This is a genomic window from Pseudomonas sp. 3HC3 (genome assembly GCF_044904505.1).
Taxonomy (GTDB): Bacteria; Pseudomonadota; Gammaproteobacteria; order Pseudomonadales; family Pseudomonadaceae; genus Aquipseudomonas; species Aquipseudomonas putida_Y.
Genome location: NZ_JADDRH010000001.1, coordinates 260,329 through 273,291 on the forward strand (window position 1 = coordinate 260,329; position 12,963 = coordinate 273,291).

Here is a 12,963-nt window from a genome sequence, read left to right on the forward strand (position 1 = left end):
CAAGACGATGTCTGCAATCGCTTCTGGAACGGGCTGATGCTGCGAAGAGGTCAGTGAGTACAGATTCGGTAGCCTGCACCGGCCTCTTCGCAGCACACGGCTGCGCTTGCAAAAAGCGCGTCAGTGACACATCGCTCAGAACTGTGCAGCCTCTAGCCCATAAAGGCTGCCACTGCCGGCCCGAATACTCGCCTCCAGCCCCAGCCCTCGCGGCAAGACCCGCTGGAAATAGAACGCCGCACACGCAAGCTTCGCGCCATGAAACGCCTCATCCTCCTCACGTTTGGCCAACGCCACCGCAGCCATCCGCGCCCACATATATGCGTACGCAGTCAGCCCGAACAGCTGCAGGTATTCAACCGCGACCGCGCTGACCAGGTTGGCATCTTCGCCTGCCTGCTCCCGCAGCCAGTTGCTGGTGGCCTCCAGCCGCGCCAGGCTCGCCTGCAGGTCCTCGCGGTACAAGGGCGCATCCACACTGAAGGCTCGCACTTCGCTGGCAAAGCTGGCCAACGCCTGACCACCGTCGGCCAGCACCTTGCGCCCCAGCAGATCAAGGGCCTGGATGCCGTTGGTGCCTTCATAGATCTGTGCAATGCGCACGTCTCGCACCCGTTGCTCCTGGCCCCATTCGCGGATGTAGCCATGACCGCCATACACCTGCTGGCCAAGCACGCAGCTTTCCAGACCGTTATCGGTGAAGAATGCCTTGGCCACTGGCGTCAGCAGTGCCACCAGGCGCTGGGCATGCTCGCGCTCGCCGGCGTCCTCGGCATAGCGCGCCACGTCCAGTTGCTGGCCAACGTAGACGGCGAACGCCCGACCCGCTTCGGTGAGGGTGCGCATGGTCAGCAGCATGCGCCGGACATCGCCATGGTGGATGATCGGGTCGGCCGCCTTGTCGTGTGCCCGCGGGCCAGTCGCTGCGCGGCTCTGCAGGCGCTCGTTGGCGTAGCGGGCGGCGCTCTGATAGGAGGCTTCGGCACAACCGATGCCTTGTATGCCGATGGACAGGCGCTCGTAGTTCATCATGGTGAACATCGCTGCCAGGCCCTTGTTCGGCTCGCCCACCAGGTAACCGATGGCACCATCAAAGTTCATGACACAGGTCGCCGAGGCCTTGATGCCCATCTTGTGTTCGATCGAGCCACAATGGACAGCGTTGCGCGCGCCCAGACGGCCATCGGCCTCGACCAGGAATTTGGGTACCAGGAACAGCGATATGCCTTTGGCACCGGCGGGCGCATCCGGCAGTTTGGCCAGCACCAGGTGGACGATGTTCTCGGTCAGGTCCTGCTCGCCGCCGGTAATGAAGATCTTGCTGCCACTGATGCGCACACTGCCATCGGCCTGAGGCTCGGCGCGGGTGCGGATCAGCCCCAGGTCAGTGCCGGCATGGGGTTCGGTCAGGCACATGGTACCGGCCCAGCGGCCTTCATACAGCGGTGGCAGGTAAGTGGCCTTGAGGGTTTCGCTGGCGTGGGCATCGATCGCCAGGCAACTGCCGGCGCTCAACGCCGAATACAGGCTGAAGCTGCAGTCGGCGGCGTAGAGCATCTCTTCGAACAGCACGCCGAGCATCTTTGGCATGCCCATGCCGCCGTGTTCCGGGTTGCCGCCCAAGCCGACCCAGCCACCTTCGCGGTAGGTGTTCCAGGCCTCGCGGAAGCCATCAGGGGTGGTGACCTGGCCTGCGTCGAAGCACACACCTTGCTCGTCACCGTTGCGGCTGAGCGGGGCAATCAGCTGGCCGGTGACTTTGGCAGCTTCTTCGAGAATGGCGTCGGCAGTGTCGGCATCGATGCGTTCGGCCAGGGCGGGCAGGCGGGCCCACAGGTCCGAAGCGTTGAACACGTCATGCAGGACGAAGCGCATGTCGCGCAGGGGGGCGGAATAGGTGGTCATCGGCAGCTCTTGCAATAGTGGGGGATGGTTGGGCGTGCGCTGAACCTTCAGGCGCAGCCGTGTGCGGCGCCTGAAGGGGAGCGGCTAAGGCATCAGAGGGCCTTGGCCCGGTCGCGCAGCACGTATTTCTGGATCTTGCCGGTCGAGGTCTTGGGCAGCTCGCCGAACACCACGGTCTTCGGCACCTTGAACCCGGCCAGGTGCTCGCGGCACCAACTGGTGATGTCGGCTTCACGGGTGTCCTCCCGGCCTGGCTTGAGGGCAACGAAGGCACACGGGGTTTCCCCCCATTTTTCATCCGGGCGCGCCACCACGGCGGCTTCCAGCACTGCCGGGTGCTTGTACAGGGCGTCTTCGACCTCGATGGTGGAGATGTTCTCGCCACCGGAAATGATGATGTCCTTGAGCCGGTCCTTGATCTCGATATAGCCGTCGGCATGCCACACGGCCAGGTCGCCGGTGTGGAACCAGCCGCCACGGAAGGCTTCGGCGGTGGCTTCAGGGTTTTTCAGGTAGCCCTTCATCACCGTGTTGCCGCGCATGAAGATTTCGCCCAGGGTATCGCCGTCGCGGGGCACCGGCTGAAGGGTTTGCGGGTCGGCGACCATCAGGCCATCGAGGGTCGGGTAGCGCACCCCTTGGCGAGACTTGATCCGGGCACGCTCTTCCAGCGAAAGCGCGTCCCATTCGTCATGCCAGGCACACACGGTCACCGGGCCGTAGACCTCGGTCAGGCCATAGGTGTGGGTGACCTTGATGCCCATTTGCTCCACGGCGCCGATGACCTTGGCCGGTGGTGCAGCGCCGGCGACCATGGCCTGCACCGGGTGCTCGATGGCTGCCTTGGCCGCCTCGGGCATGTTGACCAGCGCATTGAGCACGATCGGCGCACCGCACAGGTGGCTGACTTTGTGCTCGCGGATCAGGGTCAGGATTTTCTGCGGGTCGACCCGGCGCAGGAACACATGGGTGCCGGCCAGCGCGGTGATGGTCCAGGGGTAGCACCAGCCGTTGCAGTGGAACATCGGCAACGTCCACAGGTACACCGGGCGGTGGCCCATGGCCCAGGTCATCTGGTTGCCCAGTGCGTTCAGGTAGGCGCCACGGTGGTGGTAGACCACGCCCTTGGGGTTGCCGGTGGTGCCGGAGGTGTAGTTCAGCGAAATGGCCTGCCACTCGTCATCGGGCCATTCCCAGGCAAACTCCGGGTCGCCTTCGTTGAGCAGTGCCTCATAGTCCAGTTCGCTGACTGCGCGGCCTTCGCCGTACTCCGGGTCATCTACATCAACCACCAGCGGCGGGTGTTCAAGCAGTGCCAGAGCACCTTCGATGACCGCATGGAACTCGCGGTCGGTGATCAGCACCTTGGCCTCGCCATGCTGCAGCATGAAGGCGATGGCCTCGGCATCCAGGCGCACGTTCAGGGTATTGAGCACGGCACCGGTCATGGGTACGCCGAAGTGCGCCTCGAGCATGGTCGGGGTGTTGGGCAGCATCACTGCCACGGTGTCGCCGCGGCCAATGCCACGGCCGGCCAGGGCGCTGGCCAGGCGCCGACAGCGTTGGTAGGTTTCTTGCCAGTTGCGGCGGATGGCGCCGTGGATGACGGCCGGGTAGTTGCCGTAAACGGCAGCGGTGCGTTCGATGAAGCTCAGCGGGGTGAGGGCGACATGGTTGACGGCAGCGGGCATCAGGCCCTGGGCATAGATCGACATGCGGTAATCCTGTAAGGGAGGCAGACGCAGCCTGTGCACCTGGCCCCCGATGGCTGATTGTTAGCTCTGTTCAGGGTGCAGTGGGGGCGGACGGTGGGCCGCCCCCTCTGTCGCAGTTTTACGCGAGTCGCTATGGTATTAGGAATATCGACTATAGCAATATAGTAAAACTACTATAAAAACAGGCCGCCTACTGTGGATGACACTGCTTACCCCTTGCTCACCAAAGACCCACAACCCAGTCTGTTGCTGGCCAGTGATGCAAGCCCGCTGGCACTCAACCCGGCACTGCAGGCCTGGGTCGCTGAAGGGCCTGAGCTGGCTCGCTGGCTGCCGGCCAATTGCGCTGCACTGGTACGTGCCTGTCTGCGTCAGCATCGGGCGATCAGCGATGTCGAAGTGCAGGTCGGCGAGCGCATCGTGTTGTGGACGTTCATGCCGGACAACCAGGGCCAGCAGGTGCTGGGCCGCTGCCGTGATGCCAGCGAAGAGCGCCATGGCGCACGCGAAGCCAGCCGCGCCCGGCGCCTGTATCGGCTGATCATCGAAAACACCACCGACCTGATTTCCCGGCACAGCCCCGATGGCCGCTTTCTCGATGCCTCACCGGCAGCCTACCGCCTGCTCGGCCTGTGGCCCGAACAACTGCGTGGCATGCCTGTACATACCCTGCTGCATCCGCGCGAACGGCGTCAGGTACTGCGCCAGGCCGCTGCCGCGCTGGACCAGGACGGCTATCACACCATGACCTGCCGGGTACGCCAGGCGACAGGTGACTACCGCTGGTTCGAAATCGCCAGCCGGGCGATCCGCGAGACCTACACCGGCGCGGTGGTGGAGGTGGTCAGCGTGTCCCGCGACATCACCTTGCGCATCGAAGCGCAGGAAAGCCTGGCGCACAGTGCCCGCCTCGCTACCCTGGGCGAGCTGGCCTCGGGCATCGCCCACGAGATCAATCAGCCACTGGCCGCGGTGGTCAACTATGCCAACGCCAGTCAGCGTTACCTGCAGGGCCTGGAACGTGACCCCCAGGCTCGCGAGCGGGTAGGCCAGGGCCTGCAGCGTATCAGCGAGCAGGCCACCCATGCCGCCGAAGTGATCCGCCGCCTGCGTGCCTTCCTGCGCAAGGGGCCGCGACGCCTGGAGGCGTTGGATGTGGCCGAGCTGGCTGGCGAAGCCATGCGCCTGTGCGCCTGGGAAGCCGCGCGGGACCAAGTGCAGGTGGAACTTCGCATGAGCGCTCAACTGCCCTTGGTGTATGCCGACCGGGTGCTGCTGGAGCAGGTGCTGCTCAACCTGCTGCGCAATGCCATCGATGCCAATCGCGAGCAGCAGGGGGAGCGGCCGTCACGTATCCTGCTCTGCGCTGCGCGCGATGGCGATGGGGTGCTGGTCGAGGTAGCCGACCAGGGCCCGGGCGTGGCACCGGAGCGGCTGGATGAAATCTTTACGCCGTTCACCACCAGCAAGGCCGACGGCCTGGGCTTGGGCTTGAGCATGAGCCGCAGCCTGATCGAAGGCTTTGGTGGCAGCCTGTGGGCGCGGGCGGGTGACGGCGGCGGTCTGGTACTGTGCTGCCGGCTGGCGGTCAGCAGGGAATAAGGGGAGGCAGTGTTGCAAGCAAAAGTGTATGTGGTCGATGACGACCAGGGGATGCGCGACTCTACGGTCTGGCTGCTGCAGTCGGTGGGCCTGCAAGCCTTGCCGTTCGCCAGCGGGCAGGCGTTTCTCGACGCATGCGTCGATGATGGGCCCGCCTGTGTGCTGCTGGATGTGCGCATGCCGGGGTTGGGTGGGTTGGCTGTGCAGCAGGCGATGCGTGAGCGTGGCCTGATGGTGCCGGTGATCTTCGTCAGCGGTCATGCCGATGTACCGATCGTGGTGCGGGCATTCAAGGCCGGTGCCTGCGACTTCATCGAAAAACCCTACAACGACCAGTTGCTGCTCGACAGCGTTCAGGCTGCGCTGGAGCACGCCGGGCTGGCGCGACAAGGCGATCAGGCGCTGGCCTTGGTGCAGGCGCGTATCGATGGCCTGACGCCGCGTGAGCGAGACGTGTTCGTACCCTTGGCCCAAGGGTTGAACAACCGCGAAATTGCCGAGCAGTTGGGCATCAGCGTCAAGACCGTGGACCTGTACCGGGGGCGGGTGATGAAGCGGTTGCAGGCGGGCAGCCTAGCAGAACTGGTGGGAATGGCGATTGCTTGTGGGGCGGTGGAGGCGTTGGGCCTGCGAGCGCGTTAGCTGCCTTTACGCACACCCTTGCAGGCGCGGCCTTGTGTGTAGCAAAGGGCCGCAATACGCGCCTGCTGAGAGCGGTGAGACAGGCAGAAGTCATGAAATATTTCATAGCTTGCTAATGAAGGCTTTGACATTCACTGCCTAGGCAGTAATATTTCTACACACTTAACTGAGCAGTCAACGATGGCCCATTTTTCCCCCGAAAACTTCCAGACCTGCGCCATCGGCATGTTGCTTGGCCGCGCAGCGATCCTCAAAGACCGCATTCTTGACTGGCACCTGGAGTCAGAGGGCGTCACCGCCGCACAGTTCAAAGTGCTGATCATCGTCACCCAGTACCAGGTGGATACCCCGGCCGAACTGTGCCGTTACCTGGGCCTGGACAGCGGTTCGATGACCCGCATGCTCGACCGCCTCGAGCAGAAGGAACTGATCGTGCGCAACCGCTGCGCCGACGACCGGCGCCAAGTGCGCCTGGCACTCACTGCCGACGGCCAGCGCCTGGCCAACCGCCTGCCGGAAATTGGCGCCGCCGCCATGAACGAGTTGTGCGGCGTGCTGGCACCAGAGGAGCTCAAGACCCTGGAAGGCCTGCTGGCCAAGGTGCTGCTCAGTGCTGGCGACCCGTTGACGATCCGCCGCTTCGGCGACCGTTGAACCCTGTAACGAATTATCCAAGGTATTGTCATGGCTACTCCCACAGACACCCCGACTCCCTCCGCCGCGCCCGAGTCGTCACGCAAGCGCAAGGCCTGGCTGCTTGGCCTGCTGTTGCTGCTGATCCTTGCCGGGGCAGGCACCTGGGCCTGGTACAGCATTGTCGGGCGTTGGCACGAAAGCACCGACGATGCCTACGTCAACGGCAACGTGGTGGAGATCACCCCGCTGGTCGCTGGCACCGTTACCAGCATCGGGGCCGATGACGGCGACCTGGTCCACGCCGGCCAGGTGTTGCTGCAATTCGACCCGGCCGACAGCGAGGTGGCCTTGCAGTCCGCCGAAGCCAAGCTGGCACGCACCGTGCGGCAGGTGCGCGGGCTGTACAGCAACGTCGACTCGCTGAAGGCTCAACTGGAAACGCGCCAAGCTGAACTGCGCAAGGCGCAGCAGGACTTCAACCGGCGCAAGGTGCTGGCTGACAGCGGTGCGATTGCTGCAGAAGAACTGTCCCATGCCCGCGACGACCTGAGCGTTGCCCAGGCTGCCGTCAACAGTGCGCGCCAACAGCTCAGCACCAGCAGCGCGCTGGTCGACGACACCGTGGTGTCCTCGCACCCCGACGTCATGGCTGCTGCTGCCGACCTGCGCCAGGCCTACCTCGACCACGCCCGCACCACGTTGGTCGCGCCGGTCACCGGCTACGTCGCCAAGCGTACCGTCCAGTTGGGCCAGCGCCTGCAGCCGGGCACCGCGACCATGGCGGTAATCCCGTTGGATCAGGTGTGGATCGATGCCAACTTCAAGGAAACCCAGCTGCGTGAGATGCGCATCGGCCAGCCGGTGGAAGTCACCGCTGATTTGTACGGCAGCGAGGTCAAGTACAGCGGCACGGTCGACAGCCTTGGCGCGGGCACCGGCAGCGCCTTTGCCTTGCTGCCGGCGCAGAACGCAACTGGTAACTGGATCAAGATTGTCCAGCGAGTACCCGTGCGCATCCACCTCAGCCCCGACCAGCTCAAGGACCACCCCCTCCGTATCGGCCTGTCCACCGTGGTTGAAGTCGACCTGCATGACCAGAGCGGCCCGGCTTTGGCCCAGCAGCCACCGCAGAAGGCCAGCTACACCACCCAGGTGTATGACCACCAGCTGGTCGAAGCCGATAACCTGATCGCCCGGCTGATTCACGAGAACAGTGCAACCGGCAAGACGGCGCAACGATGAGCAACAACGCCGCTGCCCAGTTCACGCCGCCGAGTCTGCTGCTGACCACCATCGGCCTGTCGCTCGCGACGTTCATGCAGGTGCTGGACACCACCATCGCCAACGTGGCCTTGCCGACCATTTCCGGCAACCTGGGGGTGAGTTACGAGCAAGGCACCTGGGTTATCACCTCGTTCGCGGTGAGCAACGCTATCGCCTTGCCGCTGACTGGCTGGCTGAGCCGGCGCTTTGGTGAAGTGAAGCTGTTCATCTGGGCCACGCTGCTGTTCGTGCTGGCGTCGTTCCTGTGCGGTATTGCCCAGTCGATGCCCGAGTTGGTCGGCTTTCGCGTCTTGCAGGGCGTGGTCGCCGGGCCGCTTTATCCGATGACCCAGACACTGCTGATTGCTGTCTATCCCCCGGCAAAACGGGGGATGGCACTGGCGCTGCTGGCGATGGTCACGGTGGTGGCGCCGATTGCCGGGCCGATTCTTGGCGGCTGGATTACCGATAGCTACAGCTGGCCATGGATCTTCTTCATCAACGTGCCCATCGGCCTGTTCGCTGCTGCGGTGGTGCGCCAGCAGATGCGCACGCGCCCGGTGGTCACCAGCCGCCAGCCGATGGATTACATTGGGCTGCTGACCCTTATTATCGGCGTTGGTGCCTTGCAGGTAGTGCTGGACAAGGGTAACGACCTGGACTGGTTCGAGTCGTCATTCATTATTGTCGGCAGCCTGATCTCGATTGTATTCCTGGCGGTATTCGTGATCTGGGAGCTGACCGACCGGCACCCGGTGGTCAACTTGCGCCTGTTCGTGCACCGCAACTTCCGCATTGGCACTATCGTGCTGGTTGGGGGATATGCCGGGTTCTTCGGTATCAACCTGATCCTGCCGCAGTGGTTGCAGACGCAGATGGGCTATACCGCGACCTGGGCAGGCCTGGCGGTGGCGCCGATCGGCTTGCTGCCGGTGATCATGTCGCCGTTCGTGGGCAAATATGCGCACCGGTTCGACTTGCGGGTGCTGGCTGGGTTGGCGTTCCTGGCGATCGGCACCAGTTGCTACATGCGTGCCGGTTTCACCAGCGAGGTGGACTTCCAGCACGTGGCCTTGGTGCAGTTGTTCATGGGGATTGGTGTGGCGTTGTTCTTCATGCCGACGTTGAGCATTCTGCTGTCCGATCTGCCGCCGCACCAGATTGCCGACGGTTCGGGGCTGGCGACTTTCCTGCGAACCTTGGGCGGGAGTTTTGCGGCTTCGTTGACCACCTGGATCTGGATTCGTCGGGCGGACCAGCACCATGCTTACCTGAGCGAGCACATCAGCCAGTTCGACCCGGCGACGCGGCATACCCTTGAGCAGTTGGGCGGCGCCAGCCCGCAGAGTTACGCGCAGTTGGAGCAGATACTCAATGGGCAGGCTTACATGATGTCGACGGTGGATTATTTCACCTTGATGAGCTGGGTATTTGCCGGGTTGATTCTGCTGGTGTGGTTCGCCAAGCCGCCCTTTACCGCCAAGGCGGGCCCGGCATCGGCGGGGCATTGAGTGCTCTCGCTCTCGCTTCGGCTTTTGATTTTGCTTCTAAGCGTGCGATAGCCCAGGCGCCGCGGATTGCGACTTCAGGAGGCCGAGCGCAGGGCTTGCGAAGGGAGGTGACGGGCATGGATGCCCGTCAAGCGCTGGGCCCCAGGATGGGGCCTGCAGCGCGGTCCTCCCGGGAGCAAGCCCGAAGCGAGGGAACCCCGGAGCGTAGCGCAGGGGCCGGATGATAGGAGCCAGCGTTTTTTGGTTACTTTTTGTCGCGTTTGACAAAAAGTGACCCGCCGTAAGGGCGGAAAGGTGACTATGCGCCACCTGCGTGAATGAATACCTACTCGATATGAATGCCCACATCCAAGAAGCAAGAAGCAAGAAGCAAGAAGCAAGAAGCAAGAAGCAAATTCTTCTGTTTTGACTCAGCGAACAGTCCATTCGCGATGGCGACGCTGACTCACCTTTTCGCCCTTACGGCGAGTCACTTTTTGTCAAACGCGACAAAAAGTAACCAAAAAACGCTGCGCTCCCATCATCCGGCCCCTGCGCTGCGCTCCGGGGTCCCCTCACTCCGGCCTTGCTCCCGGCAGGACCGCGCTGCAGGCCCCATCCTGGGGCCTCAGCGCTTGACGGGCATCCATGCCCGTCACCTGCCTCCGCAAGGCCTGCGTTCGGCCTCCTGAAGTCGCGAAGATCAAGATCAAGATCAAAAGCCAGATCAACAGCCAGATCAACAGCCAGATCAACAGCCACATCAACAGCAGAGGGTTGGCTGTGCTGATCTTTGTCATTCCAACGCAGCGCCATTTCGCCTATTGTCGATGCTCCCTTCCCAAAACCATTGGCAAACCCATGGAGAACGTCATCGTCATCACCGGCGGCAGCCGCGGCATCGGCGCCGCCACTGCGCTGTTGGCCGCCCGCCAGGGCTACCGCATCTGCATCAACTATCACGCCGATGACCAGGCCGCCGAAACCATCCTCAGCCAGGTACGCGCCCTGGGCGCCGAGGCCATCGCGGTGCGCGCCGACGTCAGCGTCGAGGATGAAATCATCCAGCTGTTCCTGCGCGTCGACGATGAACTCGGCCCGGTCACCGCACTGGTCAACAACGCCGGCACCATCGGCCAGCAGAGCAGAGTCGAGGACATGTCCGAGTTCCGGCTGCTGAACGTCATGAAAACCAACGTCGTCGGCCCCATGCTCTGCGCCAAGCACGCCCTGCTGCGCATGGCGCGCCGGCATGGCGGGCAAGGCGGGGCCATCGTCAACGTATCATCGGTAGCCGCACGCCTGGGTTCGCCCAACGAATATGTCGACTATGCCGCCTCCAAGGGCGCGCTCGACACCTTCACCATCGGCCTGGCCAAAGAAGTGGCAGGCGAGGGCGTACGCGTCAATGGCGTACGACCAGGCTATATCCATACCGGTTTCCATGCGCTTTCTGGCGACCCGGATCGCGTCAGCAAGCTTGAACCTTGCTTGCCCATGGGCCGAGGAGGGTATCCCGAGGAAGTGGCCGAGGCCATCCTCTGGTTGCTTTCGGACAAAGCCTCCTATGCCACCGGCAGCTTCATCGACCTAGGCGGCGGGCGCTGAGCGCCCGTCAAGGTTCCAGCAGCTCGCGAACCCGCTCTGCCAGTGCTTCCAGTTCGAACGGCTTGGTCAACACCAACGTACCTTGCAGCGGTTGGCCGTCGCTGAACGCCGCACTCTCATCGTAGCCGGTGATCAACAGCACCTTGAGGTCCGGGTAGCGCTCACGGCAGCGTTCGGCTACCTGGCGGCCATTCAGGCCGCCAGGCAGGCCGACATCGCTCAGCAGTAAGTCTGGCCGTTCGCCGCTTTGCAGGTGGGTGAGGGCAGACGGACCGTTCTCGAAGGCGTCCACCCGATAGCCCAGCTCTTCCAACACTTCGCCGATCACCAGGCGCAAGGCAGTCTGGTCTTCAACCAACAGAATGCGTTTTGCAGCCTCGCTGCTTCTTCGCAAGGGCGCGCGCTGAGGTTTGCTGACTGGCGCCTGGGCTAGCTCATGGTGGCGGGGTAACAGCAGCTCGATGCGGGTACCCTCGCCAGGCACCGAAAGCACCCGTAATTGCCCACCCGACTGGCGCACGAAGCCATAGGTCATGGACAGACCCAGGCCGGTGCCCTGGCCCATCGGCTTGGTGGTGAAGAACGGCTCGACTGCGCGCTCAACGACTTCAGCCGACATGCCGTTACCGTTGTCGACGATGCTCAGACGCACGTACTCGCTGGCCGGCAGTGCCAGTGCCAGGGCCTGCTCGTCGTCAAGCTGCAGGTTGTCGCCAATGATCTCGATCACACCACCAGCAGGCATGGCATCGCGCGCGTTGATGCATAAGTTGAGCAAGGCGCTTTCCAGTTGGGGAGGGTCGATGAAGGTCGGCCACAGCTGGCTGGCGAAGCGGCTGCTCAGGGTAATCGCCGGGCCGATGGTACGGCGAAGCAGGTCTTCCATGCCAGCCACCAAAGTGGCCACCTGCGTGGAGCAGGGTTGCAGGGTCTGCTGGCGGGAGAACGCCAGCAGCCGGTGCACCAGCGACGAGGCCCGCTGCGCCGCGCTGCTGGACAGCTCAAGCAAGGGTGCCAGGGCGTCGAAGCGTGACTGGTCCAGGCGTTGACGCATCAGCTCCTGAGCACCAAGGATGCCGCCCAGCAAATTGTTGAAGTCGTGGGCAATGCCGCCACTGAGCTGGCCTACGGCCTCCATCTTCTGTGCCTGGCGCAGCGCCGCTTCGGCCTTGGCCAAGCGTTCCTGCTCCTGCACCCGTTCACTGATGTCATAGGCGAACAGAAACGCGCCCTGTACCTCGCCTTTGGGGTCGCGCAAGGCGTTGAAGCGCAACTCGTAATGGCGCAGCACGGGGGGCTTGCCAAAGGTGCCGATTTCGATGAACTGCTCACCTGCCAGGGCGCGCTGCCACATCGGCAGAACGGGCGTCTGGCCAGCGGCGCCATCTTCAAACAACCCGGGCAGGTATTCGCCGATTTCGGGTGTCCTCCCGTACAGCAGGTGGAAGTCATGCCTGGCCTGGCGATTGACAGCCAGCCAGCGCAGGTCCTTGTCGACCACGTGCACATTGACCACACTGTGATCGACCAATTCGGCAAACAAACGGCGCTCCGCCAGTGCGGCAGTCACCCGTTGTTCCAGCTCTTCGTTAAGGCGCTGCAGGGCCTGCTCTGCACGCCGGCGTTCGGTCACATCCTTGAACAATACCGCTACCTGGCGTTTCTCGGCAGGCTCTATGCGAAAAGTGGTCACTGACAGCACACGGCCGGTAGCAACCAGTTCCTGCTCGAAGTGCAGCGGTTCGCCGGTGCGAAGCACCGCGCCATAGCGGGCCACCCAGTCATCTGCCTCATCAGGCACCATCTCGCGCAGTTTTTGCCCGACCACGTTGGGGATGCCGGCGTGTTTGGCATAGGCTGCGTTGGCCAGCACATGCACGTAGTCACTCAGCGGGCCATGGGGGCCGTCGAAGAATTCGATAATGCAGAAGCCTTCGTCCATGGTGTTGAACAGTGAGCGATAGAAGTCCTGGTCGTGCGCCTGGTGGCTTGCAAGCCGTTGCTCCAGCAGTGTGTTCTGTCGCTGGAGGTCTTCGACTTGTTGGCGCAGTGAGTTCAGATCACGAGAAGGCATGGCTGCGTCCGGCCAATGAAAAGTCCTG

Annotated in this window: 9 protein-coding genes; 6 read left to right on the forward strand and 3 right to left on the reverse strand. The window is 63.2% G+C overall.

What is annotated here, in order from left to right; genetic code table 11:
- Positions 1-135 precede the first annotated feature (135 nt).
- Together INQ47_RS01395 and INQ47_RS01400 are read right to left on the reverse strand one after the other, a co-directional pair.
- The gene (locus INQ47_RS01395; RefSeq protein ID WP_404700865.1) at positions 136-1,905 is read right to left on the reverse strand and encodes an acyl-CoA dehydrogenase C-terminal domain-containing protein; all 1,770 of its coding nucleotides are present in this window, start codon (positions 1,903-1,905) and stop codon (positions 136-138) included.
- A 92-nt stretch (positions 1,906-1,997) separates the two neighbouring features.
- Entirely contained in the window at positions 1,998-3,620 is a 1,623-nt protein-coding gene (locus INQ47_RS01400) for an acyl-CoA synthetase (RefSeq protein ID WP_019437073.1), read from the reverse strand.
- 195 nt (positions 3,621-3,815) lie between these two features.
- On the opposite strand from INQ47_RS01400, the gene INQ47_RS01405 reads away from it, so the two are divergent.
- From INQ47_RS01405 to INQ47_RS01430, 6 genes are all read left to right on the forward strand, one after another.
- The gene (locus INQ47_RS01405; RefSeq protein WP_404700866.1) at positions 3,816-5,222 is read left to right on the forward strand and encodes a sensor histidine kinase; all 1,407 of its coding nucleotides are present in this window, start codon (positions 3,816-3,818) and stop codon (positions 5,220-5,222) included.
- Positions 5,223-5,231: 9 nt separating this feature from the next.
- Positions 5,232-5,864 (forward strand): response regulator transcription factor, encoded by a 633-nt coding sequence (locus INQ47_RS01410; protein ID WP_010954406.1) that lies wholly within the window; start codon positions 5,232-5,234, stop codon positions 5,862-5,864.
- A 180-nt stretch (positions 5,865-6,044) separates the two neighbouring features.
- Positions 6,045-6,518: a MarR family winged helix-turn-helix transcriptional regulator gene (locus INQ47_RS01415; RefSeq protein ID WP_010954405.1), complete on the forward strand. Its 474-nt coding sequence runs from the start codon at positions 6,045-6,047 to the stop codon at positions 6,516-6,518.
- A 30-nt stretch (positions 6,519-6,548) separates the two neighbouring features.
- Entirely contained in the window at positions 6,549-7,742 is a 1,194-nt protein-coding gene (locus INQ47_RS01420) for an HlyD family secretion protein (protein WP_404700867.1), read from the forward strand.
- Positions 7,739-9,274: a DHA2 family efflux MFS transporter permease subunit gene (locus tag INQ47_RS01425; protein ID WP_252459169.1), complete on the forward strand. Its 1,536-nt coding sequence runs from the start codon at positions 7,739-7,741 to the stop codon at positions 9,272-9,274. Before INQ47_RS01420 ends, INQ47_RS01425 begins: the two co-directional genes overlap by 4 nt.
- A gap of 840 nt (positions 9,275-10,114) precedes the next feature.
- The gene (locus INQ47_RS01430; RefSeq protein ID WP_404701225.1) at positions 10,115-10,861 is read left to right on the forward strand and encodes an SDR family oxidoreductase; all 747 of its coding nucleotides are present in this window, start codon (positions 10,115-10,117) and stop codon (positions 10,859-10,861) included.
- 7 nt (positions 10,862-10,868) lie between these two features.
- Here the strand turns inward: INQ47_RS01430 and INQ47_RS01435 are convergent, their stop codons facing one another.
- Positions 10,869-12,935: a PAS domain-containing protein gene (locus tag INQ47_RS01435; protein ID WP_404700868.1), complete on the reverse strand. Its 2,067-nt coding sequence runs from the start codon at positions 12,933-12,935 to the stop codon at positions 10,869-10,871.
- Between the last annotated feature and the right edge of the window lie 28 nt (positions 12,936-12,963).

Coding starts and splice junctions, on each gene's coding strand:
- INQ47_RS01395 (WP_404700865.1), bottom strand. CDS start 1,905: ATGACCACCTATTCCGCCCCCCTGCGCGACATGCGCTTCGTCCTGCAT.
- INQ47_RS01400 (WP_019437073.1), bottom strand. CDS start 3,620: ATGTCGATCTATGCCCAGGGCCTGATGCCCGCTGCCGTCAACCATGTC.
- INQ47_RS01415 (WP_010954405.1), top strand. CDS start 6,045: ATGGCCCATTTTTCCCCCGAAAACTTCCAGACCTGCGCCATCGGCATG.
- INQ47_RS01420 (WP_404700867.1), top strand. CDS start 6,549: ATGGCTACTCCCACAGACACCCCGACTCCCTCCGCCGCGCCCGAGTCG.
- INQ47_RS01425 (WP_252459169.1), top strand. CDS start 7,739: ATGAGCAACAACGCCGCTGCCCAGTTCACGCCGCCGAGTCTGCTGCTG.
- INQ47_RS01430 (WP_404701225.1), top strand. CDS start 10,115: ATGGAGAACGTCATCGTCATCACCGGCGGCAGCCGCGGCATCGGCGCC.
- INQ47_RS01435 (WP_404700868.1), bottom strand. CDS start 12,935: ATGCCTTCTCGTGATCTGAACTCACTGCGCCAACAAGTCGAAGACCTC.